Raw genomic sequence first — 23,199 nt, 5'->3', positions numbered from 1 at the left:
GCCGTTCCCACCGCCAAATCGGCGCCCAGGGCAGCAAGATCCTGATCGGGGAAGATGGTGGCAGGCGAAGGCGGCGCGCAGGGAATCGTGCCGTACGGGGGATCTGTCATGCCGGTTGCGATCGCATTGCCCATTTCCGAGGCCGAACGGACAGAGGCTCGCTCTCGATCCGGTGGCGCGTGCGTACGATGCGGTTGCACCATCGCCTGTTTTTGCCGCGCGGGCGGGGAAGAGGCTTCGCCCGCGTTCCTGCTTTGCCCGGACTGCATGGCAATCATCGAGCGGGGCGGCGTGCCGGCGGAAACGATCGCGCGGTTGCGTGACGTGCCGGTTGCGATCCAGGCAGGCCTGGATCGCTCCCCGCTGCTGTTCACCGTCGAGGAGCAGATTCCGGACATCGTCTTTCCGGGCGGGGCGAGGATGACGGGTACCTATTGTCCGATCACCGTCGATGCCCGGCCATTGCTGTCGTTCCGGCCGCAGCCGGTGCCCGGCGGACCGATCGTGATGAGCCTGGTGTTGGGCGCCGTGGACGAGGAACCGGATCTGATCGTGAAGGACAGCGAATGGCGACCGGCATCGGATGCGTGGCACTTCGAGCGGCGGGGCAACCGTTACCGCTTCAGCCATCGCAGCGGCACCGCGTTACTTGCCTTCGCGCACCGGACCGCCGATGAAATCGCGATCGAGGCCATGCGTGGTGTGTTCGGCAACACCATACTGGAGATCGGGGAGCGCGGAACGCTGCTGAACAATGTGGCCGTAACGATTCCGTCAGTCCGGTCGCAACTGGTCGGGGTGCATTTGTAGGGCGCGCCGCACGCGCGCTTCAACCGATCTCGTCGTTGACCACCATCAGCGCCAGTTCGGTGCGGTTCTCGATGTTCAGCTTCTGATATATGGCATGGAGATAGACCTTCACGGTCCCCTCGCCGATGTTCAGCTGCTGCCCTATTTCCCGGTTCCGCATGCCCTTGGCCACGAGCCTGGTAATGTCGCGCTCGCGCGCGTTGAGCTTGGCGAAAGGGTTGACGACGGGCTTGAGCGACAAATCGAGCGCGCGTTGCAGGAAGGCCGGGGCGATTGCCTTTTCGCCGGCATGGACCCGTTCCAGCACCTGGACCAGCTCGCTTTCCGCGCCATCCTTGGACACGATGCCCTGCACGCCCGCCCGCATGACGGCCATGAGCTGCCGATCGGTGATCTCGGCGGTGAGCAGCACGACCGGACGTTCGTCGCCTTTTTCGCGCAGCGCTTCCAATGCCGCCACGCCATTCAGGCCGGGCATGTTGATGTCCAGCAGCACCACGGCGGGATTGTGCTGCTCGATCGCGGCCAGCGCTTCCTCCCCGCTGGCGGCGGTAGCGACTACCTGGAAGGGCGTGCCGCGCAAAACCGCTTCCACGCCGGCGCGGATGAAGCCGTGATCGTCAGCCACAAGAATCGGGATCATGCGCCCGTCCTTTCCGGAAGCGCGATGCGCAGGGTCACGCCCCGCGCACTGTTGTCGATGGCCAGCATGCCGCCCAGCGCCTCTACCCGCTCGCTGATCGAACGGGGGGTGGCGTGCGCCTTGTCGGCGGGGAAACCGGAGCCGTCATCGCTGACAATCATCTTGAGCGTTCCATCGTCTTGAATAAGGTTAACCCCTATAAGACGACACCGACCGTGCCGAACCGCATTCGCCACGGCCTCTCTTGTGATCTGGCGTATCTCGTGCGCCAGATCCATCGGGACAAGCAACGGACCGGGTGGCGCATCCAGCCGGGTTTCGATGGCCCAGTGATGCCCCAGTTCTTCCAGCAGCGTGCCAAGCTCCTCGGTCAGATCGGTCCGACGATCCCCCTTTTCGCCAAGGCGCAGGCGCTCGATCATCCTGCGCATTTGCGCCTGTTCGCGCCGCAGCGCTTCCTTGATCGCGACAATTTCGGTGTCGGGATCGTTGCCCTCGCGGATCCAGCGCCGCAACGCCTCCAGCCGGAACAGCGTGCCGGCGAGAAACTGTGCGACGCTATCGTGCAAGTCCCGGGCAAGGGCGTTGCGCAGGTTCGAAACTTCCCGCGCGCGCGCCAGCATCGCCACGTCCTCGCGATCAAGCGCCTGTTCGGCATCGCGCGTCATTTGCGCCAGCAGCGGCAGGTCATCGGGCGAGATGCCGCGGATGCCCCACAGCAGAAGCTGGCCGGGTCCGCGGGCCGCACCGATCGAGGCGGCAAGGCCTTCTTTCACCTCGCACAGCGTGGCGAGATGCCAGACGTGCCGTTCGCTCGCGTGGATGACCATTCCATCGGTGTCCAGCCACAACTGGCGGTGCCGCTGGCCGTCGAACAGGGTGGGGCGGCAGGAAATCTCGATTTCGGTCAGCAGCGGGCCGGGGCCGACGCGCAGCGCCCGTGTGGCACTTCCGCTGGCGATCATGATTTCCACCCACGGCTCCTCGCCGTCCGCCAGCGCGATGGCGCCGCCCGTGGCACCCAGCACGGTGCGCGCGTGGTCGAGGATCGTTGTCATGATCGCGTCGTGGCGCAGGCCCGGCAGCCCCGGCGGTTCCGGCAATCGCGGCGCGCTGGCCCGGTCGCCGCCGGTGCTCAGCCAGAGCATCATGATCGCCAGCCCGATCGTGTAGCCCTGCCGCCGGCTGAAACGGTAGGGATCGATGCTGAGGTGAAGGGAATGCATCAGCAGGCCGAGCGCGAAATTCAGCAGCACCAGTGCCAGCGCCGTCCAGAGCACGCCGCGCCATCCCCAGCGCAGCGAGGCGCCAATCAGGATGAACGATGCAAAGACGATGAACGGGCTGGAAAATTCCTTGAAGGCGGATTCGGTCATGTAGGTCGCGGCCGTGAAGATCGCGATATCGATGACGTGCATCAGCCGGGCCAGCCGGAAATCGTACCACCAGCTGCGGAAGGCGATGACGGTGGCGAACCCGCACCACGCAGCATAGGCGATCAGAAGGGTGTAGGTGGCGGCGACCGAACGTGTCGGTTGCACTGGATCGAGCCAGACCGCGGCGATGAAGATAAGGGCCAGCATCAGCCGGCTCAGCGCCAGCAATCGGCTCCGTCGTCGCGAAAACAACTGGCGCTCCACGTCTTTCCCCCTGCGTGCCGAAGACCATGTACCGGCGGAAAGAGGCGCTTCGCAACGGGCATGCGGCGGAAGTCCTCAGGCGCGCAGGCGGGAGGCTTGCTCCGTGACGGTGCAATACCTCCGAAAATATCGTTAATCTTTGTTTGGATTTAGTCGCCGATTAGTTCAAATTGGTTCTCGGATCGATCGGGCGAAGGTTTGTGGCGGGTCGAATGGATGGACGTTGAAGCGATGACAAGCGGTGCCGAAGAGAATGGGGGCAACCCCTTGGCGGCGCTGACGTCGAAGCAGCGGGAAGTTTTGGATCTGCTGATCCAGCACAAGACCTCGAAGGAAATTTCGCGCCTGCTCGGCATTTCGCCACATACCGTGGACCAGCGGATATTGCTGGCGCGCGGTAAGCTGGGCGTCGCCACGCGCAACGAGGTGGCGCAGGCCTATCGGCGGCTCAAGACGATATACGAACAGCCCGTATATGATTTCTCCCACATCGACGGTGACGGCGAGGAAGCGCACGATCCGGTCCGGGAAGTCACGATGCCGGCCGGTGAGGCGGTTCAGACCGTCGCCACGGTCAAGCCCCCGGGGGGCGAGACCGAGGCGATGCAGGCAAGGTTTTCGGCGACGGGCCAGGCAATGGCCTTCGTCTCCGGAAAGGCGCCTGGCGACACGGCCTATCATGTCCTCCCGGAGATGTTCGACGGGCCATACGGAACCCTGCTTCGGCTTGGCGCGATCGTGGCGATCGCATTGTTCCTGATTCTGATCGTGCTGGGGGGGCTGACCATGTTCGCCCAGCTTTCGACGATCATCGATCACTGACCCGCCGTCGCATCTCCTCCACGATGCTGCAATGGCAGCGGCGCGATCTTTGCCGCTGAGAGGAGGGTACGACGATGACGATGAATACCCAGGTTGCACAGATGCGTATCACGCGGGATCTCCACGATGCCGAAGGTGCGCTTGACGAGGCACTGATCCGGCAGGCACGGCTTTTCGCCACGATGGTCAGCGCACGACGCGAAAGCGGTGCGGCGCCGTTCATGGGGCAGGATGCGCTTCTGCGGTTGGCGAAGAGCCAGCAATCGATGCTCACGGCCGGCGGCGAACTTGCCCGCGTCCACGGCCGTCTCAGCGAGATTGCGGTGGAGACGAACGGTGGCAACGATGGCTGCCCCCCGGTCAATGCGAGCCTCGATGAACCCGCGGTCGTGACCGGGGTCGCGGCCTGATGCTTTCCGGTGGCCGATCCGTCCGTTTCATGTGAACAGGCATGTCCTACATCTGGCTGACCCGCATCCTCCTCTTCGCTGTCGTGCTTGTTGCCGCCCGCAAGGGCGGCGAGCCGGAGCGACTGACGGCTGCGGTCCTGCTGTCGACGTTCGTCCTTGATCTCGTCAACCACGCGGTGTTCGGTGACCCCGTGTGGTACGCGGTCAATCCCGGCCACGTCGTGATCGATAGCTGGGCGTTCTGCGCGCTGCTGTCGATCGCCCTCTACGCCAACCGCGGGTGGCCCCTGCTCGTTGGCGCCGGCCAGATGATCGTGATGGTAGGGCATGTCGCCAAGCTGTGGGATCTGACGATGGCCCGGCGTGCGTACTGGGTGCTCACGCAGATGCCATTCCTGTTGCAGCTGATGGTCCTGTTGATCGGGACCGTGGCCCACATGAACCGGGAACGCCGGATTGGCCCGTATCAATGCTGGCGGTGGGCCTGAAGGCCAGCCCACCGCCCCATTTTTAGGGATATTCCCGTTACATGACCGTACCTCACATCCGCGCGGCGAAAGGCCGCGCGATGCCCAGCGGCGAACAGACCACGGTGGCGAACGGCAATGCCGTCTATGCTGGCGGCATGACCGCGGAGGCGGGAAGCGCCTTGCGCGGTGCCGATGCGCAGCACGACGCGCGGATCACTCTCGCCCGTGAACTCTACGCCGCGCGGCGGCGCCGAAGCCGCCTGTTCCCCGCCGACCTGTTCGGCGAGCCGACGTGGGACATACTGCTGGATCTCTACGTTGCCGGGCGCGAAAGCCGGCGTGTGCCGACCACCAGCGCCTGTATCGGGGCGCATGTGCCCCCGACCACCGCGCTGCGATGGCTGCGTATTCTGGAAGCCCGCGGTTTCGTGGAGCGCGAGAGCGACGGCAAGGACGGCCGACGCACCTTCGTGCGGCTGACCGTCCGGGGAAATGCGGCGATGGATGATTTCCTCGACGCGATGCTGGCCAACATCGGCGATGGCGTGAATGCGTCCAGCCTCGGAATCTGATGCCGTTCGTGGTCAGCGCCGGCGTTCGTAGCGGCACTTGTTCTTGTTCTTGCGGGCGATTTCATGGCCTGCAACGCCACCCGCCGCCGCGCCGATCAGCGTGCCGGCGGTTCCGCCCGCGATGACCTTGCCGAGCACTGCACCGCCGACCGCGCCGATCACCGCGCCGCCGGTCTTGCTGATCCGCTTGCTGCAATCGCGCGCCTGCGCCGGCGAGGTAGCGGCGAGGGCGGCGACCGCAATGGCCGCGGTCAGCGAGGATTTGATGCGAAAGGTCATGAAGCTTCCCCCGATTGGCTTGGAATATGGTGGCGCAACGATCGGAACCCTTACCGGTTCCCGGTGATGGCGCACGCCGAGGTTGCCGGGGAACGCCGGTGCCCGGGAGCGCCGATGCCGGGTAAGGGACGCCGACCCGGATGCGGCGCCCCTTCCCGTGCGGTCAGTCGGTGATCTGCCAGCGGATCGCTGTGGTAAAGCTGCCGGCGGTTTTCGCGCCATCCTTGTCGGTGGCGGGATCGAACCGGGCGCGTGCGCTTACTTTGGCGCAGGCCGCGCGGTCGAGTTCGTCATGCCCGCTGCTGCCGATCACTTCGCAGCCGGTGACCCGCCCGTCGGCGTCTATGCCCAGCCGCAACCTGGTGAGGCCTTCCCAGTTTTCACGGATCGCGCGGGTGGGGTAATCGTTGCGGGTGATCCACAGGCCGGCATCGCCGCGAGGACGGGCCGCCTTGGGCGTGAACATGGGCGAGGGCGTCGGTGTCGGTCCGAGGCCGCCGACATCGCCGCCAAGATCGCCACCGCTGATCGTCAGGGTTCCCGGATCGACAGGAGTTACCTTGTCATTGGCTCCCAGGAACAGGTCCTTGCCGGCGTCGAGGTCGATGCCCTTGTCGGGAACTTTGATCTCCTGCTTGTCGCGCGCGGCTTTCGGTTCGAGCGTGGGCAATGGCTTGGGCGGAGGGGCAGGCGGGGCGAACCACATCGTCGGCAAGGCATCGCGAACCGTTTCCGCGATCACCCCGCCCGCGAAAGTGGACAGCAGCGCCATGCCGATGCCGACATGCAGCGCCGTCACGGCGGCGGCCGTGCCCAGTCTTCCGCCCAGTTTTCCGCCCAGTTTTCCGCCTAGTCTCCCTTCGACCAGACGCATGGCGGCGCCCGTTCGCCAGTTACCGTGTTCATCAACGTGGACCATCGGCACACCTCTCTCGGCTTGCGTCGTCCCGTTTGTCCCGGCCGTCCGGGGTGGGACGATCATCGTAATGATGCAACATACCATCGATCGACCGCGCGTCGAAGTGAAATCTCTACCAAAATAGTGGATTTAAAGAGGCGGAGTCGTTCCGTTCGGAACGCCCTGTTCGCTGTTGCGTGCCGCTGCCCGCGCGGGGCCTGTCCTTGACGTTCCGGCGGTTTCCTCGTAATGGCGCGCTCGGTCGATCGGGTCGCAAGACCTGCTATCGTCTGTAGAGCTGAACATTGCCGGTGCGTATGCAAGCCTCGGGCGGCGGTTTTCCGTTGGTCTTGGGGCTTTCGCCGTTGGGCCGGGCGCGCGAATCATCGTGGTGTCCGCCTGCCATGCAATCCGTCAAAGTAACCCGGCGCTGTTTGCCCGGGTGGAGCGTTTCAGGCTCGCCGAGGACCCTGCGCATGCAGGGTTGGGCCGGGGCATTTGCCCGCAGCCTTCCATCCGGCGGACTTTTGACCCTTCACCTTTGCCGGCCGTGCCACAATCAAGGTGAAGAGTACTTCATGCCCACTATCAACCAGCTGATCCGCAAGGGTCGCGTCCCGCAGAAGGCCAAGAGCAAGGTCCCTGCCATGGAGCAGAACCCGCAGAAGCGCGGCGTCTGCACCCGCGTTTACACGACGACTCCGAAGAAGCCGAACTCGGCGCTTCGCAAGGTCGCCAAGATTCGCCTGACCAACCAGCGCGAAGTCATTTCCTACATCCCGGGCGAAGGCCACAACCTGCAGGAGCACTCGGTGGTGCTGATCCGCGGCGGCCGTGTGCGCGACCTTCCGGGCGTGCGCTATCACGTGCTGCGCGGCGTGCTCGACACGCAGGGCGTGAAGGACCGCAAGCAGAGCCGCTCGAAGTACGGCGCGAAGCGTCCGAAGTGAGCTAATCCCGGGCAGGCGCGCGCCGATGGGCCGCGCCCTGCCGGTCGGTGGATGTGGGCCGCTGGCCCGATCAGAAGGAATTCAAGATGTCTCGTCGTCGTAGGCCCGAAAAGCGGGTCATCCTGCCCGATCCCAAGTTCGGTGATCAGGTCCTGTCGAAGTTCATGAACAACCTCATGCTCGACGGCAAGAAGTCGGTCGCGGAAAGCATCGTCTACGGTGCGCTCGACACCATGCAGACCCGCGCCAAGGCGGATCCGGTGCAGCTGTTCCACGATGCGCTGAACAACGTGAAGCCGCAGATCGAAGTGCGTTCGCGCCGCGTCGGCGGTGCGACCTACCAGGTCCCCGTCGAAGTCCGTCCGGAACGCGCCCAGGCGCTGGCGATCCGCTGGCTGATCACGGCCGCGCGCAACCGTTCGGAAACGACGATGTCGGCGCGCCTTTCGGCCGAGCTGCTCGACGCCGCCAACAACCGCGGCAACGCCGTGAAGAAGCGCGAAGACACCCACCGCATGGCCGACGCGAACCGCGCGTTCAGCCACTACCGGTGGTAAAAAGGCCGGCAGCCCCGCCGCCGTCACCGGCTGGCAGGGCCGCCCGTCTTTAAACGGTCACGCAAGTAACCATATGGGGCGGGCCTGAATCCATCAGGCCCCTCCGGAACCCAAGGAAACCCCCATGGCCCGCAGCCATCCGCTCGAGCGCTATCGCAACTTCGGCATCATGGCGCACATCGACGCCGGCAAGACGACGACGACCGAGCGCATCCTCTACTACACCGGCAAGTCCTACAAGATCGGCGAAGTGCACGACGGCGCCGCGACCATGGACTGGATGGAGCAGGAACAGGAACGCGGCATCACGATCACGTCGGCCGCGACGACCTGCTTCTGGAACGACCATCGCCTGAACATCATCGACACCCCCGGCCACGTCGACTTCACCATCGAAGTCGAGCGTTCGCTGCGCGTGCTGGACGGCGCGGTTGCCGCGTTCGACGGCGTTGCCGGCGTTGAGCCGCAGTCGGAAACGGTGTGGCGTCAGGCCGACAAGTACAACGTGCCGCGCATGTGCTTCATCAACAAGCTCGACCGCACCGGCGCGAACTTCAAGTACTGCGTGCAGACGATCATCGATCGCCTGGGCGCGACCCCGGCCGTGCTCTATCTGCCGATCGGCGCGGAAAGCGATTTCAAGGGTCTCGTCGACCTGGTCGAGAACCGCGCGATCATCTGGAAGGACGAATCGCTGGGCGCCGAGTTCTTCTATGAAGAAATCCCGGCGGACATGGCCGACGAAGCCGCCGAATACCGCTCGAAGCTGGTCGAACTCGCCGTCGAACAGGACGACGACGCGATGGAAGCCTACCTCGAAGGCAACGAGCCCGACGTGGCGACGCTCAAGGCGCTGATCCGCAAGGGCACGCTGGGCCAGGCGTTCGTGCCGGTGCTGTGCGGCTCGGCGTTCAAGAACAAGGGCGTGCAGCCCCTGCTCGACGCCGTCGTCGATTACCTGCCTTCGCCGCTCGACATTCCCGACGTGCAGGGCGTGAACCCCGACACGGACGAGCCGGACAGCCGTCCGACCGCGGACGATGCCCCGTTCTCGGCGCTCGCGTTCAAGATCATGAACGATCCCTTCGTCGGTTCGCTGACCTTCACCCGCATCTATTCGGGCACGCTGACCAAGGGCAGCTACCTGAATTCGGTGAAGAACAAGAAGGAGAAGGTCGGCCGCATGCTGCTGATGCACTCCAACAACCGCGAGGACATCGATACGGCCTATGCGGGCGACATCGTGGCGCTGGCCGGTCTCAAGGAGACCACCACGGGCGATACGCTGTGTTCGGAAAAGTCGCCGATCATTCTGGAGCGGATGGAATTCCCCGAGCCGGTGATCGAGCTTTCGGTGGAGCCGAAGACCAAGGCCGACCAGGAGAAGATGGGCATCGCGCTCAACCGTCTCTCGGCCGAAGACCCTTCGTTCCGCGTTTCGACCGACCACGAATCCGGCCAGACCATCATCAAGGGCATGGGCGAACTCCACCTCGAAATCCTCGTCGACCGCATGCGTCGCGAGTTCAAGGTGGAAGCCAACGTCGGTGCTCCGCAGGTGGCCTATCGCGAATACCTCGCGAAGCCGGTCGACATCGACTACACCCACAAGAAGCAGTCGGGCGGTACGGGTCAGTTCGGCCGCGTGAAGGTCAAGGTCACGCCGGGCGAGCGCGGTTCGGGCATCACCTTCAAGGACGAGATCAAGGGCGGTAACATTCCGAAGGAATATATCCCCGCGATCGAGAAGGGCATGCGTGAGACGGCGGAGACCGGATCGCTGATCGGCTTCCCGATCATCGACTTCGAAATCCTGCTTTACGACGGTGCCTACCACGACGTCGACTCGTCGGCCCTGGCCTTCGAAATCGCCGGCCGTGGCGCGATGCGCGAAGTGGCCCAGAAGTCTGGCATCAAGGTCCTCGAACCGATCATGAAGGTCGAGGTCGTGACGCCGGAAGAGTTCATGGGCGACGTGATCGGCGACATCAACTCCCGCCGTGGCCAGATCCAGGGCACCGACAGCCGGGGCAACGCCCAGGTGGTCGAGGCGATGGTGCCGCTGGCCAACATGTTCGGCTACGTGAACCAGCTGCGGTCCTTCACCCAGGGCCGCGCGCAGTACACGATGCAGTTCTCGCACTACGATGAAGTGCCGGCGAACGTCGCGACCGAACTGAAGTCGAAGCTCGCCTGATCGGGTCCGATCGGGGGAACATAGGAAAGCTTGCCTGATCCCGCGGATCAGGCTAGGGGCGGCGCCTGATTTTCTGGCGCGAGTCTGGCGGGTGCCGTCTCCAACAGCAATCAACAGCTAGTGAAAAGAAGGTTTGAACAATGGCCAAGGCTAAGTTTGAGCGGAACAAGCCGCACTGCAACATCGGCACCATCGGTCACGTCGACCATGGCAAGACCACGCTGACCGCCGCGATCACCAAGGTGCTCGCGGAAACCGGTGGCGCGACGTTCACCGACTATGCCAACATCGACAAGGCTCCGGAAGAGCGCGAGCGCGGCATCACGATCTCGACCGCCCACGTCGAGTACGAGACGGCCAACCGTCACTACGCGCACGTCGACTGCCCGGGTCACGCCGACTACGTGAAGAACATGATCACCGGTGCCGCCCAGATGGACGGCGCGATCCTGGTCGTGAACGCCGCTGACGGCCCGATGCCGCAGACCCGCGAACACATCCTGCTCGCCCGCCAGGTCGGCGTGCCGGCGCTGGTCGTGTACATGAACAAGGTCGACCAGGTCGACGACGAGGAAATCCTCGAGCTGGTCGAGCTGGAAGTGCGCGAACTGCTGTCGTCGTACGATTTCCCGGGCGACGATATTCCGATCATCAAGGGTTCGGCTCTGGCCGCTCTCGAAGGTCGCAACGACGAGATCGGCAAGAACTCGATCAACGAGCTGATGGCCGCTGTCGACAGCTACATCCCGCAGCCGCCGCGCCCGACCGACAAGCCCTTCCTGATGCCCGTCGAAGACGTGTTCTCGATCTCGGGTCGTGGTACGGTCGTCACCGGCCGTATTGAAACCGGCATCATCAAGGTGGGTGAAGAAGTCGAGATCATCGGCCTCAAGGACACCGCGAAGACCACCGTTACCGGCGTCGAAATGTTCCGCAAGCTGCTCGACCAGGGCGAAGCCGGCGACAACATCGGTGCGCTGATCCGTGGTATCAAGCGTGAAGAAGTCGAGCGTGGCCAGGTTCTCGCCAAGCCCGGTTCGGTGACGCCGCACACCGAATTCTCGGCCGAAGTCTACGTGCTGTCGAAGGACGAAGGTGGCCGTCACACGCCGTTCTTCGCCAACTACCGCCCGCAGTTCTACTTCCGCACCACCGACGTGACGGGTGAAGTCGTTCTTCCCGAAGGCACCGAAATGGTGATGCCGGGCGACAACATCACGCTGTCGGTCAAGCTGATCGCGCCGATCGCCATGGACGAAGGTCTTCGCTTCGCCATCCGCGAAGGCGGCCGGACCGTCGGTTCGGGGGTTGTCAGCAAGATCACGAAGTAATATAGGCCGCGCACCGGCGGGAGATTCGCTCTCCCGCCGGCCGGTTTTTTGATCGGTCGGCCCGCTTTCTCCTTCGGGATGATGGGTGGGATGGCCGGTTTTGTTTTTGCTCTTTCGCATCGGTAAACGGACATGGAAGCCCAGAATATCCGCATTCGCCTCAAGGCCTTTGATCATCGCGTACTTGACCAGGCCACTGGAGAAATCGCGGACACCGCGCGCCGCACCGGCGCTCTCATCCGGGGTCCCATTCCGCTGCCGACGCGCATCGAGAAGTTCTGCGTCAACCGTGGACCGCACATCGACAAGAAGTCGCGTGAGCAGTTCGAGGTCCGCACCTACAAGCGCCTGCTCGACATCGTGCAGCCCAACGCGGCCACTGTCGACGCGCTGATGAAGCTGGACCTCGCGGCCGGCGTCAACGTCGAGATCAAGCTGGCGTAACCCAGCTTGCGTTTCAGCCCCCGCGCAAGCGGGGGTCTCAAGAGGCCGGATCGAACCTCTCAGGTTCTTCAAACCGGCCCGAGGTCCTCGCTTTCGCGAGGGCAGCGAACGAAAAGCTGAAGCTTTTCATTCTTGGGATACCTCCGGCACTCGTCCTTCGGGGCAACTGGCCGGGCAAGCGTCCCCCGTTCGCTCCCGTTATGCGGGGGCACTCAGCCCGGACGGGGCATGCTTCACAATACGGGCTGAACACGCCTGCGGGGATGGGCCTCGCAGGCCTCTGTGATGGAGTATTGGATCATGCGCACCGGCGTGATCGCGAAGAAGGTCGGGATGACCCGCCTTTTCCAGGAAGATGGTCGGCACGTGCCGGTCACCGTCCTTTCGCTTGAAAATTGCCAGGTGGTTTCGGTCCGCACCGCAGACCGCGACGGTTACGTCGCGCTGCAGCTGGGTGCAGGCCAGGCCAAGCAGAAGAACGTCGCCAAGCCGCAGCGCGAACATTTCGCGAAGGCGGAAGTCGAGCTGAAGATGCAGGTCGCCGAGTTCCGCGTCGCTGACGACGCGCTGCTCGATGTCGGCTCCACCATCGCCGCTTCGCACTTCGTCGCCGGGCAGTATGTCGACATCACCGGTCACACGCAGGGCAAGGGCTTTGCCGGCGCCATGAAGCGCTGGGGTTTCGGCGGTATGCGCGCGACGCACGGCGTCTCGATCTCGCACCGTGCCCACGGTTCGACCGGTAACCGCCAGGATCCGGGCCGCGTCTTCAAGAACAAGAAGATGGCCGGCCACATGGGCGACCGTCAGCGCACCCAGCAGAACCTCGAAGTCGTCCGCACCGACGACGAACGCGGGCTGATCTTCGTCAAGGGCTCGGTCCCGGGCGCGAAGAACGGCTGGCTGCTCGTCCGCGACGCCGTGAAGGTCGATCGCCACGCGGAAGCCCCGTACCCCGCCGGCCTCAAGCAGGTCGCCAACAACAACGATGCGGCTCCGGCCGACACGCCTGCGGCAGACGTCGCGGCGGTCGAGTCGACCGAAGGCCAGGAGGGCTAAGTCGTGAAGGTTCAGGTCCTCAATCTGGACGGTAGCGCCGCTGGCGACGTCGAGCTTTCGGATGACGTGTTCGGCATCGCGCCGCGCACCGACATCCTGCATCGCGTCGTGACGTGGCAGCTTGAAAACCGTCGCGGCATCGCCCGCAAGGCGCGCGAACGTTCCGACGTCGCCCGCACCGGCAAGAAGTTCGGCCGCCAGAAGGGCGGCGGCACCGCCCGTCACGGCGACCGCAAGGCGCCCGTGTTCATCGGCGGCGGCAAGGCGCACGGCCCGCGCGTTCGCGAGTTCAATATCTCGCTGAACAAGAAGGTTCGCGCGCTCGGCCTCAAGATGGCGCTCTCCGCCAAGGCCCAACAGGGTCTGGTGGTCGTCGACAGCCTGGAGCTGAAGGACGCCAAGACCAAGGCGCTGGCTGGCCAGCTCGCCAAGGCGGGCTTCGGCAAGAAGGTGCTGGTGATCGACGGTGAGCAGGTGAACGAAGGTTTCGCCCGCGCTTCGGCCAACCTGGTCGGCGTGAACGTGCTCCCCGCCGTCGGCGCCAATGTCTACGACATCCTGAAGCATGATACGCTGGTGCTGACGCGCGCCGCGGTCGAAAAGCTGGAGGCGCGTTTCAATGGCTAAGGACGCAATCGACACGCGTCACTATGACGTGATCGTGGCTCCCCACATCACCGAAAAGGCGACGCTGCTCAGCGAGCACAACGCCGTGGTCTTCAAGGTAGCGGATTCCGCGACCAAGCCGGAGATCAAGGCGGCGGTCGAAGCCCTCTTCAACGTGAAGGTCACGGGTGTGAACACCCTGACCCAGAAGGGCAAGACCAAGCGGTGGAAGGGCAAGCCCTATCGCCGTTCGGACGTCAAGAAGGCCGTCGTGACGCTGGCTGCTGGCCAGTCGATCGACGTGACCAGCGGTATCTGAGGCGCGCACGACCATGGCACTCAAGAACTACAATCCGACCAGCCCCGCGCGCCGCGGCCTGATCCTCGTCGACAAGTCGTCGCTGTGGAAGGGCAAGCCCGTCAAGGCGCTGACCGAAGGCAAGAACAAGACCGGCGGCCGCAACAACAAGGGTCATGTGACCTCGCGCGGCATCGCGGGCGGCCACAAGCAGAAGTACCGCTACATCGACTTCAAGCGTCGCAAGTGGGACATGCCGGCCACCGTCGAGCGTCTGGAATACGACCCCAACCGCACCGCGTTCATCGCTCTCGTCAAGTACGAGGACGGCGAGCAGGCTTATATCCTGGCGCCGCAGCGTCTGGCCGTTGGTGACGTCGTCGTCGCCGGCGAAAAGACCGACGTGAAGCCGGGCAACGCCATGCTGCTGTCGCAGATGCCGGTCGGCACCATCATCCACAACGTGGAGATGAAGCCGGGCAAGGGTGGCCAGATCGCGCGTTCGGCGGGCACCTATGTGCAGCTCGTCGGCCGTGACCGCGGCATGGTCATCGTCCGCCTGAACTCGGGCGAGCAGCGCTACCTGCGCGGTGACTGCATGGGCACCGTGGGTGCGGTGTCGAACCCCGACAACTCGAACCAGAACCTTGCCAAGGCCGGCCGCAACCGCTGGCTGGGCAAGCGTCCGCTGACGCGCGGTGTCGCCAAGAACCCGGTCGACCACCCGCATGGTGGTGGTGAGGGCCGGACTTCGGGCGGCCGCCATCCCGTGACGCCGTGGGGCAAGCCGACCAAGGGCGCCCGCACCCGTCACAACAAGCAGACGGACAAGTTCATCATCCGTTCGCGCCACGCGAAGAAGAAGAGGTAATCGACCATGGCACGTTCCGTCTGGAAGGGCCCCTTCGTCGACCTGCATCTCCTGAAGAAGGCGGAAGCCGCTCAGGACGCTGGTACCCGCGCCGGCCCGATCAAGACCTGGTCGCGGCGTTCGACGATCCTGCCGCAGTTCGTTGGCCTGACGTTCAACGTCTACAACGGCCAGAAGTTCATCCCCGTCTCCGTCTCGGAAGAGATGGTCGGCCACAAGCTTGGCGAGTTCGCGCCCACGCGCAACTTCCCCGGCCACGCCGCTGACAAGAAGGGCAAGCGCTGATGAGCAAGCCTAAGGCACCCCGTCGCGTCGGCGACAAGGAAGCGCTGTCGGTCGGCACGCAGATCCGCGGTTCGGCCCAGAAGCTGAACCTCGTTGCGGGCCTGATCCGCGGCCGCAAGGCCGAAGAGGCCATGAACATCCTTGCCTTCTCGAAGAAGGCGATGGCGGTTGACGCGCGCAAGGTTCTCGCTTCGGCGATCGCCAACGCGGAAAACAACCACAACTTGGACGTTGACGCGCTGGTCGTGGCGGAAGCCTCGGTCGGCAAGTCGATCACGATGAAGCGCTTCCACACGCGTGGTCGTGGCAAGTCGACCCGGATCCTCAAGCCGTTCTCGCGGCTGCGGATCGTTGTCCGCGAAGTCGAGGAGGCCTGATCATGGGTCACAAGACCAACCCCATCGGTCTGCGCCTGCAGATCAACCGCACCTGGGACAGCCGCTGGTACGCCGAAGGGCGCAACTACGAGCAGCTGCTCAAGGAAGACCTTCAGATCCGCAAGTTCATCGTCGAAACGCTGCCGCAGGCCGCGATTTCGAAGGTGGTGATCGAGCGTCCGGCCAAGCTGTGCCGCGTGTCGATCTATGCGGCCCGTCCCGGTGTGATCATCGGCAAGAAGGGCGCGGACATCGAGAAGCTGCGCTCGAAGCTGGCCACGATGACCGGCAGCGACGTGAAGCTTAACATCGTTGAAATCCGCAAGCCGGAAATCGACGCCAAGCTCGTCGCCCAGGGTGTTGCCGACCAGCTCATCCGCCGCGTCGCCTTCCGCCGCGCGATGAAGCGCGCCGTGCAGTCCGCCCTCCGTCTTGGCGCCGAAGGCATCAAGATCACGTGTGGCGGCCGTCTCGGCGGCGCGGAAATCGCCCGCGTCGAATGGTACCGCGAAGGTCGCGTTCCGCTGCACACGCTGCGCGCGAACATCGACTACGCCGAAGCCGAAGCCCTGACCGCCTATGGCGTGATCGGCATCAAGTGCTGGATCTTCAAGGGCGAGATCCTGGGGCACGACCCGATGGCGCAGGACCGGCTGATGATGGAGGCTCAAACCTCCGGCGTCCGCCCGGCGCGCTGAGGCTCAGGATAGAGAAGCACCATGCTGCAACCGAAGAAGACCAAGTTCCGCAAGGCCTTCAAGGGCCGGATCAAGGGCGACGCCAAGGGCGGTACGGACCTGAACTTCGGCTCCTATGGCCTGAAGGCGCTGGAGCCGGAGCGTGTCACCGCGCGCCAGATCGAAGCCGCCCGCCGTGCGATCACGCGCCACATCAAGCGTCAGGGACGCCTGTGGATCCGCGTGTTCCCCGACGTGCCGGTTTCGAAGAAGCCTGCCGAAGTCCGTCAGGGCAAGGGCAAGGGTTCGGTCGAATACTGGGCAGCCCGCGTCAAGCCGGGCCGCATCCTGTTCGAACTGGACGGCGTTGCCGGTCCGCTCGCCGCGGAAGCGTTCAGCCGCGCCGCGATGAAGCTGCCCATCAAGACCAAGGTCGTCGCCCGTCTCGGCGACACCTCGCACCTGGGAGGCGAATAATGGCCAAGTTCGAAGACCTGCGCGTCAAGAGCGATGACCAGCTTTCGGCCGATCTTGCCGAACTGAAGCGCGAGCAGTTCAACCTGCGCTTCCAGGCTGCGACCAACCAGCTCGAACGTCCGGCGCGCATCAAGGAAGTGCGCCGCGACATCGCTCGCATCAAGACGCTGCAGACTGAGCGTTCTCAGGCTGCCAAGGCGTAAGGAGTCACACGATGCCCAAGCGTATCCTTATCGGGACCGTGGTCTCCGACAAGACCGACAAGACTGTGGTCGTGAAGGTCGAGCGCAAGGTGAAGCACCCGCTCTACGGGAAGATCATCCGCCGCTCGAAGAAGTATCACGCCCATGACGAGGCGAATGCCTACAAGACCGGTGAAACGGTGCGGATCGAAGAGACCGCGCCGGTTTCCAAGCTGAAGACCTGGAAGGTTATCGAACGGGTCCAGGCCGGCAAGGGCACCGCCGTCGAAGCGGACGTCTAAGAGCAGCGACAATTTTGGAACTGCCGGACTGGTTCCGGCAAGCCAGTGAGAAGGAACCGGATCAATGATCCAGATGCAATCCAATCTCGACGTCGCGGACAACAGCGGCGCGAAGCGCGTCCAGTGCATCAAGGTGCTGGGCGGGTCGAAGCGCCGTTTTGCCGGCGTCGGCGACATCATCGTGGTGTCGGTGAAGGAAGCGCAGCCGCGCGCCCGCGTGAAGAAGGGTGACGTGCACCGCGCCGTTATCGTTCGCACGAAGAAGGACGTGCGCCGTCCCGACGGCAGCGTGATCCGCTTCGACAGCAACGCCGCCGTGCTCGTCGGCAAGAACGAAGAGCCGATCGGCACGCGTATCTTCGGCCCCGTGGTGCGCGAACTGCGTGGCCGCGGTTTCATGAAGATCATCTCGCTCGCTCCGGAGGTGCTGTAATGGCTGCCGCCAAGATCAAGAAGGGTGACAGCGTCGTCGTCCGCTCGGGCAAGGACAAGGGCCGCACCGGCACGGTGCTCCAGGTTCTCCCGAAGGAAGACAAGATTGTCGTTGCCGGCGTGAACATCGCCGCGCGTCACCGCAAGCCGAGCCAGCAGAACCCGCAGGGTGGCATCGATCGCCGTGAAGCGCCGATGCACATCTCGAAGGTTGCCATCGCCGACAAGGACGGCAAGCCGACCCGCGTTCGTTTCGAAACGAAGGACGGCAAGAAGGTCCGCGTCGCCGTGAAGTCCGGGGAGACGATCGATGGCTGACAAGTACGTTCCGCGCCTGAAGACGAAGTACGCCGACGAGATCGCCAAGGCGATGCAGGCGAAGTTCGGCTACAAGAACGCGCTCGAAATCCCGAAGATCGAGAAGATCACGCTCAACATGGGCGTCGGCGAAGCGAGCCAGGACAAGAAGAAGGTCCAGACCGCCGCCGCGGAAATGGAGCTGATCGCCGGCCAGAAGCCCGTGATTACCAAGGCGAAGAAGTCGATCGCGCAGTTCAAGCTGCGTGAAGGCATGCCGATCGGTTGCAAGGTTACCCTGCGCCGCGAACGCATGTACGAATTTCTCGACCGCCTGGTCACCATCGCGATGCCCCGTATCCGCGACTTCCGTGGTCTGAACCCGAAGTCGTTCGACGGTCGCGGCAACTACGCGATGGGTCTGAAAGAGCAGATCATCTTCCCCGAGATCAGCTACGATCAGATTGAGAAGGTGCGTGGCATGGACATCATCGTCACCACCACCGCCAAGACGGACGAAGAAGCGCGCGAACTGCTGCGTCTTTTCGGTTTCCCGTTCCCGCAGGAAGCTGCTGAACAGCAGCAGGCCGCCTGAGCCAGAATTTAGGAAGAGCTTAAGTCCATGGCGAAACTGAGTTCGATCAACAAGAACGAGAAGCGCAAGAAGCTCGTTCAGAAGTATGCGGCCAAGTATGCCGCGCTGAAGGCCCAGGCCGACGACGAAGCGCTCGACGAAACCGAGCGCCTGATCGCGCGCCTCAAGATGGCGGAACTGCCGCGCAACGCGAACCCGACCCGGGTGCGCAACCGCTGCAACACCACCGGCCGCCCGCGTGGCTACTACCGCAAGTTCGGCCTGTGCCGCGTCGAGCTGCGCGACCTCGCCAACAAGGGGCTTATCCCCGGCGTGACCAAGTCGAGCTGGTAAGGATCATCCGATGGCATTGACCGACCCCCTGGGTGATATGCTCACCCGCATCCGCAACGGCCAGCAGGCGAAGAAGGATTCCGTCCTTTCGCCCGCGTCGAAGCTGCGCGCCCACGTGCTCGAGGTTCTTCAGCGCGAAGGCTACATCCGTGGCTTCAGCGAAGACAACACGGGTCTGCACCCGCAGCTTCGCATCGAGCTGAAGTATTTCGAGGGCCAGCCCGCGATCAAGCACGTGGCCCGTGTCTCCAAGCCTGGCCGCCGCGTCTATTCGGGTTCCAAGGAACTTCCGGTGGTGCGCAACGGCCTTGGCATCACCATCGTCTCGACGCCGCGTGGCGTGCTCTCGGATGCCGAGGCGCGCGCTGCCAACGTCGGTGGCGAAGTGCTGGCGGAGGTGTTCTGATGAGCCGCATCGGCAAAAGGCCGGTGACGATCCCGAGTGGCGTCACCGCGAACATCGCGGACGGCGTGCTGACCGTGAAAGGCCCCAAGGGCACGCTCACGCTCTCGCTGCGCGACGAAATCAGCTACACGGTGGAAGGCGACGCCATCATCGTGAAGCCGGCGAACGACACCAAGCACGCGCGCGCCTTCTGGGGCATGCAGCGCACGCTGGTCGATAACCTCGTCACGGGTGTGACCCAGGGCTATACCAAGGTTCTGGAAATCACCGGTGTCGGCTATCGCGCCAACTCGCAGGGCAAGAACCTGAAGCTGCAGCTCGGCTACAGCCACGATGTCGATTTCGCCGTGCCGGAAGGCATCGAGATCAAGACCCCGGATAACACCACGGTCGAAATCTCGGGCATCGACAAGCAGAAGGTCGGCCAGGTAGCCGCCGAGATCCGCCGCTGGCGCAAGCCCGAGCCGTACAAGGGCAAGGGCATCAAGTACCGCGGCGAGTACATCTTCCGCAAGGAAGGGAAGAAGAAGTAATGGCCAAGCTGTCTCTCTTCGATCGCCGCCGTCGCCGCGTCCGCACCGCGCTCAAGGCGCGCTCCGGTGGGCGTCCGCGCCTTTCGGTGCACCGCTCGGGTCGCCACATCTACGCCCAGATCATCGACGATGCCGCCGGCCGCACGCTGGCCGCCGCTTCGACGCTGGTGAAGGGCGAGAAGTCGATCGGCGCCAACGTCGATGCCGCAGCCAAGGTCGGCAAGGAAATCGCCGAGAAGGCGAAGGCCGCCGGCATCACCACCGTCGTGTTCGATCGCGGCGGCTTCCTGTTCCATGGCCGCGTCAAGGCGCTGGCTGACGCTGCCCGCGAAGGCGGCCTGGAGTTCTGAGCATGGCTGACGAAACCAACCTGGAAGGCGCAGCCGTCGCCGTCGAAGCCGGCGCTGGCGCCGGTGAGCAGCGTGAAGGTCGTCGCGGCCGTGGTCGTGGCGGTGAGCGTGGCGAACGCGGCGATCGTGGCGGCCGTGGCCGTCGCGACGACCGTCGCGGTCGTGGCAACAACGAGGAAGAAGGTGGCGAGGAGCTGATCGAAAAGCTCGTCCACATCAACCGCGTTTCCAAGACCGTGAAGGGCGGCAAGCGCTTCGGCTTCGCCGCGCTGGTCGTGGTCGGCGACGGCAAGGGCCGTGTCGGCTTCGGTCATGGCAAGGCGCGCGAAGTGCCCGAAGCCATCACCAAGGCCACCGCTTCCGCCAAGAAGAAGATGGTCCGCGTTCCGCTGAAGGAAGGCCGCACCCTGCACCATGACGGCAAGGGCCGTTTCGGCGCGGGCAAGGTCAACGTCCGTTCGGCTCCGGCCGGTACCGGCATCATCGCCGGCGGCCCGATGCGCGCTGTCTTCGAAAGCCTGGGCGTTCACGACGTGGTGACCAAGTCGGTCGGCACCTCGAACCCCTACAACATGATCCGCGCCACCTTCGACGCGCTGACCGACCAGACTTCGCCGAAGTCGGTCGCGCAGCGTCGTGGCAAGAAGGTCGCCGACCTGCTCGGTCGCGGTGGCGCCAGCGCGGTGGAGGCGGAAGCCGCCGCCGAAGCCATCGTGGAGTAAGAGACATGGCGAAGATCAAGATCAAGCAGATCGGTTCGCCGATCCGCCGCCCGGAAAGCCAGAAGAAGATTCTGGTCGGTCTGGGTCTCGGCAAGATGCACCGCGTGGTCGAGGTGGAAGACACCGCCGAAGTCCGTGGCGCGCTGGCCAAGCTGCCGCACATGGTGGCAGTGGTCGATTGAGCCAAGGGTTCAGGCGAACGCAATCAGGAAGCCCCGGTGGAAACGCCGGGGCTTTTTGTTTGGCGATCTTGTCGCAGCGGGGTGGGCTTTCCGCGCTTGATGGTTTGCAGCGCCAAGCCGGGGCCAGATTTGCGGGGGTGACAAGCCCCGCCGCTTCGCCTATGCGCGCCCATTCCATCAAGCGCGACTCAAAGCGAAAGCGAGTGCAAGACATGACCAAGCTGAACGATCTTCGTGACAACAATGGCGCCCGCAAGGGCCGGATGCGCGTCGGGCGCGGCATCGGTTCGGGCAAGGGCAAGACCGCCGGCCGCGGCCAGAAGGGCGCCAAGGCGCGTTCGGGCGTTTCGATCGCCGGCTTCGAAGGCGGCCAGATGCCGCTGCACATGCGCCTGCCGAAGCGTGGCTTCAACAACATCTTCGCCAAGGATTATGCCGAGGTGAACCTGGGCCTGATCCAGAAGGCGATCGAGGCGGGCAAGCTCGATGCCGGTTCGGTGGTCGATCACGCCGCGCTCAAGGGCGCGGGCCTCGCCCGTGGCGGCAAGGACGGCGTGCGCCTGCTGGGCAAGGGCGAGTTCTCGGCCAAGGTCAGCTTCAAGGTCGCCGGTGTCAGCAAGGGCGCCAAGGAAGCCGTTGAAAAGGCCGGCGGTTCGGTCGAAGTGATCGTCAAGGCCGCTCCGGCCGCCTGATTTTATCGCTTGTTTCGGGCGCGGGGGTTCTTGCATCCCCGCGCCCGCACTATATGGGCTTGCTCATAAGGTGAAGCGGGCCGGTTTTTCAGTCCGGCGCCACAGCGAGGCTTGAAACCCGAAATGGCATCACGCGCCGATAACATTGCCAGCAACCTCAACCTGGCCAACTTCTCGAAGGCGACCGAGCTCAAGAACCGCATCTGGTTCACGATCGGCGCGCTGATCGTCTTCCGCTTCCTCAGCTTCGTGCCGCTGCCGGGGGTGAACCCGCTGATCCTGGAATCGCTTTACGACCAGACGCGGGGCGGCATCCTCGATATCTTCAACGCCTTCTCGGGCGGTTCGCTGCAGCGCATGAGCCTGATCGCGCTGGGGGTGATGCCCTATATCACCGCCTCGATCGTGGTGCAGCTTGCTGCCTCGCTCCATCCGGCGCTGGCCGCGCTGAAGAAGGAAGGCGAAAGCGGGCGCAAGAAGCTGAACCAGTACACCCGCTATGGCGCGGTGTTCCTGACGGCGGTGCAGGGCTGGTTCCTCGCATCGGGCCTCGAAGCCTATGGCGCGTCGAGCGGGTTGCAGGCGGTGGTCAACCCCGGCTACCTGTTCCGCGTGGGCGCGGTGGTCAGCCTGATCGGCGGCACGATGTTCCTGCTGTGGCTGGGCGAACAGATCACCAGCCGCGGGATCGGCAACGGCGTTTCGCTGATCATCATGGCCGGCATCGTCGCGCAGATGCCCAAGTTCATCTCGAACCTGTTCGAAGGCGGGCGCACCGGCTCGATCTCGCCCTTCGTGATCGCGGGCGTCACCGTGATGATCCTCGCGCTCGTGGTGATGATCTGCTTCATGGAGCGCGCCACGCGGCGCCTGCTGATCCAGTATCCCAAGCGCGCGACGCAGCGCGGCATGATGAATGCCGATCGCAGCCACCTGCCGCTGAAGATCAACACCGCCGGCGTCATCCCGCCGATCTTCGCCAGCTCGCTGCTGCTGCTGCCGCTGACCATCACGCAGTTCGCCGGCAACGCGCTGAAGCCGGATTCGGTGATGGGCAAGGTGGTGATCGCGCTGAACCAGTATCTGGGCCACGGCAAGCCGCTGTACATGCTGCTCTATGCGCTGGGCATCATCTTCTTCAGCTTCTTCTACACCGCCGTGGTGTTCAACCCCGAGGAAACCGCCGACAACCTGAAGCGCAACGGCGGCTTCATCCCCGGCATCCGTCCGGGCAAGAACACCGCGAACTACCTCGATTACGTGCTGACCCGCATCACTGTGCTGGGCGCTGCCTATATTACTATCGTCTGTGTTGTGCCCGAATACATCATGGCCGAAACGGGCATGGGCACGTTGTTCTTTGGCGGCACGAGCCTGCTGATCGTGGTCAACGTGACCGTGGACACGATCACGCAGATCCAGTCGCACCTGCTGGCGCACCAGTATGGCGACCTGATCAAGAAGGCCAAGCTGAAGGGACGCCTGCGCTGAGCAGCCTCG

Annotated in this window: 35 protein-coding genes; 31 read left to right on the top strand and 4 right to left on the bottom strand. The window is 64.2% G+C overall.

The genetic code is table 11. The features are described 5' to 3' along the window. The first annotated feature begins 54 nt into the window (after window positions 1–54). Complete coding sequence (locus F1640_RS08115) at window positions 55–810, top strand: hypothetical protein (RefSeq protein WP_194918624.1); 756 nt, start codon at window positions 55–57, stop codon at window positions 808–810. Between the two features lie 19 nt (window positions 811–829). Here F1640_RS08115 and F1640_RS08110 read toward each other — a convergent pair whose 3' ends face one another. Together F1640_RS08110 and F1640_RS08105 are read right to left on the bottom strand one after the other, a co-directional pair. After that, a complete protein-coding gene (locus tag F1640_RS08110; protein ID WP_194918623.1) occupies window positions 830–1,453 on the bottom strand; it encodes a response regulator transcription factor in 624 nt (207 codons plus the stop codon). Beyond that, on the bottom strand, window positions 1,450–3,057 hold the full coding sequence (locus tag F1640_RS08105) for a sensor histidine kinase (protein WP_206694655.1): 1,608 nt from the start codon (window positions 3,055–3,057) through the stop codon (window positions 1,450–1,452). The genes F1640_RS08110 and F1640_RS08105 overlap by 4 nt, the downstream gene beginning before the upstream one ends. Window positions 3,058–3,324: 267 nt before the next feature. On the opposite strand from F1640_RS08105, the gene F1640_RS25700 reads away from it, so the two are divergent. The 4 genes from F1640_RS25700 (at window position 3,325) to F1640_RS08085 (ending at window position 5,367) form a co-directional block, all read left to right on the top strand. Then, a complete protein-coding gene (locus F1640_RS25700; protein WP_194918619.1) occupies window positions 3,325–3,915 on the top strand; it encodes a helix-turn-helix transcriptional regulator in 591 nt (196 codons plus the stop codon). A 74-nt stretch (window positions 3,916–3,989) separates the two neighbouring features. Then, complete coding sequence (locus tag F1640_RS08095; RefSeq protein WP_255530312.1) at window positions 3,990–4,325, top strand: hypothetical protein; 336 nt, start codon at window positions 3,990–3,992, stop codon at window positions 4,323–4,325. A gap of 41 nt (window positions 4,326–4,366) precedes the next feature. Continuing rightward, on the top strand, window positions 4,367–4,813 hold the full coding sequence (locus F1640_RS08090) for a hypothetical protein (RefSeq protein ID WP_124809408.1): 447 nt from the start codon (window positions 4,367–4,369) through the stop codon (window positions 4,811–4,813). A gap of 41 nt (window positions 4,814–4,854) precedes the next feature. After that, on the top strand, window positions 4,855–5,367 hold the full coding sequence (locus F1640_RS08085) for a winged helix DNA-binding protein (protein WP_233497371.1): 513 nt from the start codon (window positions 4,855–4,857) through the stop codon (window positions 5,365–5,367). Window positions 5,368–5,379: 12 nt separating this feature from the next. Here the strand turns inward: F1640_RS08085 and F1640_RS08080 are convergent, their stop codons facing one another. Continuing rightward, on the bottom strand, window positions 5,380–5,646 hold the full coding sequence (locus F1640_RS08080) for a glycine zipper 2TM domain-containing protein (RefSeq protein ID WP_125953992.1): 267 nt from the start codon (window positions 5,644–5,646) through the stop codon (window positions 5,380–5,382). Window positions 5,647–5,809: 163 nt separating this feature from the next. Then, window positions 5,810–6,565, bottom strand: coding sequence for an energy transducer TonB (locus F1640_RS08075; RefSeq protein WP_194918618.1), 756 nt, complete (start codon window positions 6,563–6,565; stop codon window positions 5,810–5,812). 557 nt (window positions 6,566–7,122) lie between these two features. Between F1640_RS08075 and rpsL the strand changes: the two genes are divergently transcribed. From rpsL to secY, 26 genes are all read left to right on the top strand, one after another. Continuing rightward, on the top strand, window positions 7,123–7,494 hold the full coding sequence (gene rpsL / locus F1640_RS08070) for a 30S ribosomal protein S12 (RefSeq protein ID WP_124809405.1): 372 nt from the start codon (window positions 7,123–7,125) through the stop codon (window positions 7,492–7,494). Window positions 7,495–7,580: 86 nt separating this feature from the next. Further along, window positions 7,581–8,051 (top strand): 30S ribosomal protein S7, encoded by a 471-nt coding sequence (gene rpsG, locus F1640_RS08065; protein ID WP_124809404.1) that lies wholly within the window; start codon window positions 7,581–7,583, stop codon window positions 8,049–8,051. A 124-nt stretch (window positions 8,052–8,175) separates the two neighbouring features. Beyond that, window positions 8,176–10,248, top strand: coding sequence for an elongation factor G (fusA, locus tag F1640_RS08060; RefSeq protein ID WP_124809403.1), 2,073 nt, complete (start codon window positions 8,176–8,178; stop codon window positions 10,246–10,248). 140 nt (window positions 10,249–10,388) lie between these two features. Continuing rightward, complete coding sequence (tuf, locus tag F1640_RS08055) at window positions 10,389–11,579, top strand: elongation factor Tu (RefSeq protein WP_124809402.1); 1,191 nt, start codon at window positions 10,389–10,391, stop codon at window positions 11,577–11,579. A gap of 132 nt (window positions 11,580–11,711) precedes the next feature. Beyond that, complete coding sequence (rpsJ, locus tag F1640_RS08050; protein ID WP_011444906.1) at window positions 11,712–12,023, top strand: 30S ribosomal protein S10; 312 nt, start codon at window positions 11,712–11,714, stop codon at window positions 12,021–12,023. A gap of 300 nt (window positions 12,024–12,323) precedes the next feature. Beyond that, the gene (gene rplC, locus F1640_RS08045) at window positions 12,324–13,082 is read left to right on the top strand and encodes a 50S ribosomal protein L3 (RefSeq protein WP_124809401.1); all 759 of its coding nucleotides are present in this window, start codon (window positions 12,324–12,326) and stop codon (window positions 13,080–13,082) included. Window positions 13,083–13,085: 3 nt separating this feature from the next. Next, window positions 13,086–13,709, top strand: coding sequence for a 50S ribosomal protein L4 (gene rplD / locus F1640_RS08040; RefSeq protein WP_124809400.1), 624 nt, complete (start codon window positions 13,086–13,088; stop codon window positions 13,707–13,709). Continuing rightward, entirely contained in the window at window positions 13,702–14,007 is a 306-nt protein-coding gene (locus F1640_RS08035; RefSeq protein ID WP_124809399.1) for a 50S ribosomal protein L23, read from the top strand. Before rplD ends, F1640_RS08035 begins: the two co-directional genes overlap by 8 nt. A gap of 13 nt (window positions 14,008–14,020) precedes the next feature. Then, complete coding sequence (rplB, locus tag F1640_RS08030; RefSeq protein ID WP_124809398.1) at window positions 14,021–14,857, top strand: 50S ribosomal protein L2; 837 nt, start codon at window positions 14,021–14,023, stop codon at window positions 14,855–14,857. A 6-nt stretch (window positions 14,858–14,863) separates the two neighbouring features. Then, window positions 14,864–15,142 (top strand): 30S ribosomal protein S19, encoded by a 279-nt coding sequence (rpsS, locus tag F1640_RS08025; protein ID WP_124809397.1) that lies wholly within the window; start codon window positions 14,864–14,866, stop codon window positions 15,140–15,142. Next, on the top strand, window positions 15,142–15,519 hold the full coding sequence (rplV, locus tag F1640_RS08020) for a 50S ribosomal protein L22 (RefSeq protein WP_124809396.1): 378 nt from the start codon (window positions 15,142–15,144) through the stop codon (window positions 15,517–15,519). The genes rpsS and rplV overlap by 1 nt, the downstream gene beginning before the upstream one ends. A 2-nt stretch (window positions 15,520–15,521) precedes the next feature. After that, entirely contained in the window at window positions 15,522–16,217 is a 696-nt protein-coding gene (gene rpsC / locus F1640_RS08015) for a 30S ribosomal protein S3 (protein ID WP_124809395.1), read from the top strand. A gap of 21 nt (window positions 16,218–16,238) precedes the next feature. Next, entirely contained in the window at window positions 16,239–16,673 is a 435-nt protein-coding gene (rplP, locus tag F1640_RS08010) for a 50S ribosomal protein L16 (protein ID WP_103728308.1), read from the top strand. Beyond that, a complete protein-coding gene (rpmC, locus tag F1640_RS08005; protein WP_223806627.1) occupies window positions 16,673–16,876 on the top strand; it encodes a 50S ribosomal protein L29 in 204 nt (67 codons plus the stop codon). The genes rplP and rpmC overlap by 1 nt, the downstream gene beginning before the upstream one ends. Before the next feature lie 11 nt (window positions 16,877–16,887). After that, complete coding sequence (gene rpsQ / locus F1640_RS08000; RefSeq protein WP_124809394.1) at window positions 16,888–17,157, top strand: 30S ribosomal protein S17; 270 nt, start codon at window positions 16,888–16,890, stop codon at window positions 17,155–17,157. Between the two features lie 64 nt (window positions 17,158–17,221). Continuing rightward, complete coding sequence (gene rplN / locus F1640_RS07995; RefSeq protein WP_124809393.1) at window positions 17,222–17,590, top strand: 50S ribosomal protein L14; 369 nt, start codon at window positions 17,222–17,224, stop codon at window positions 17,588–17,590. Further along, window positions 17,590–17,907: a 50S ribosomal protein L24 gene (gene rplX / locus F1640_RS07990; RefSeq protein ID WP_124809392.1), complete on the top strand. Its 318-nt coding sequence runs from the start codon at window positions 17,590–17,592 to the stop codon at window positions 17,905–17,907. The genes rplN and rplX overlap by 1 nt, the downstream gene beginning before the upstream one ends. Further along, the gene (gene rplE / locus F1640_RS07985) at window positions 17,900–18,481 is read left to right on the top strand and encodes a 50S ribosomal protein L5 (RefSeq protein ID WP_124809391.1); all 582 of its coding nucleotides are present in this window, start codon (window positions 17,900–17,902) and stop codon (window positions 18,479–18,481) included. The genes rplX and rplE overlap by 8 nt, the downstream gene beginning before the upstream one ends. 27 nt (window positions 18,482–18,508) lie before the next feature. Then, on the top strand, window positions 18,509–18,814 hold the full coding sequence (rpsN, locus tag F1640_RS07980; protein ID WP_124809390.1) for a 30S ribosomal protein S14: 306 nt from the start codon (window positions 18,509–18,511) through the stop codon (window positions 18,812–18,814). A gap of 10 nt (window positions 18,815–18,824) precedes the next feature. Next, window positions 18,825–19,220 carry a 30S ribosomal protein S8 gene (gene rpsH / locus F1640_RS07975; protein WP_124809389.1) on the top strand — a complete coding sequence of 132 codons (396 nt, stop codon included), beginning with the start codon at window positions 18,825–18,827 and terminating at the stop codon, window positions 19,218–19,220. Further along, window positions 19,220–19,753 (top strand): 50S ribosomal protein L6, encoded by a 534-nt coding sequence (gene rplF / locus F1640_RS07970; RefSeq protein WP_124809388.1) that lies wholly within the window; start codon window positions 19,220–19,222, stop codon window positions 19,751–19,753. The genes rpsH and rplF overlap by 1 nt, the downstream gene beginning before the upstream one ends. Further along, window positions 19,753–20,103 (top strand): 50S ribosomal protein L18, encoded by a 351-nt coding sequence (gene rplR / locus F1640_RS07965; RefSeq protein ID WP_124809387.1) that lies wholly within the window; start codon window positions 19,753–19,755, stop codon window positions 20,101–20,103. Before rplF ends, rplR begins: the two co-directional genes overlap by 1 nt. Window positions 20,104–20,105: 2 nt before the next feature. Beyond that, window positions 20,106–20,825 carry a 30S ribosomal protein S5 gene (gene rpsE, locus F1640_RS07960; protein WP_124809386.1) on the top strand — a complete coding sequence of 240 codons (720 nt, stop codon included), beginning with the start codon at window positions 20,106–20,108 and terminating at the stop codon, window positions 20,823–20,825. A gap of 5 nt (window positions 20,826–20,830) precedes the next feature. Next, window positions 20,831–21,007 carry a 50S ribosomal protein L30 gene (gene rpmD / locus F1640_RS07955; RefSeq protein ID WP_124809385.1) on the top strand — a complete coding sequence of 59 codons (177 nt, stop codon included), beginning with the start codon at window positions 20,831–20,833 and terminating at the stop codon, window positions 21,005–21,007. A 212-nt stretch (window positions 21,008–21,219) separates the two neighbouring features. Further along, complete coding sequence (gene rplO / locus F1640_RS07950; protein WP_124809384.1) at window positions 21,220–21,699, top strand: 50S ribosomal protein L15; 480 nt, start codon at window positions 21,220–21,222, stop codon at window positions 21,697–21,699. A 123-nt stretch (window positions 21,700–21,822) separates the two neighbouring features. Beyond that, complete coding sequence (gene secY, locus F1640_RS07945) at window positions 21,823–23,190, top strand: preprotein translocase subunit SecY (RefSeq protein WP_124809383.1); 1,368 nt, start codon at window positions 21,823–21,825, stop codon at window positions 23,188–23,190. Window positions 23,191–23,199 lie beyond the last annotated feature (9 nt).

The organism is Novosphingobium sp. NBM11, assembly GCF_015390225.1.
Lineage (GTDB): Bacteria > Pseudomonadota > Alphaproteobacteria > Sphingomonadales > Sphingomonadaceae > Novosphingobium.
This window is presented reverse-complemented; position numbering and strand designations above follow the sequence as displayed.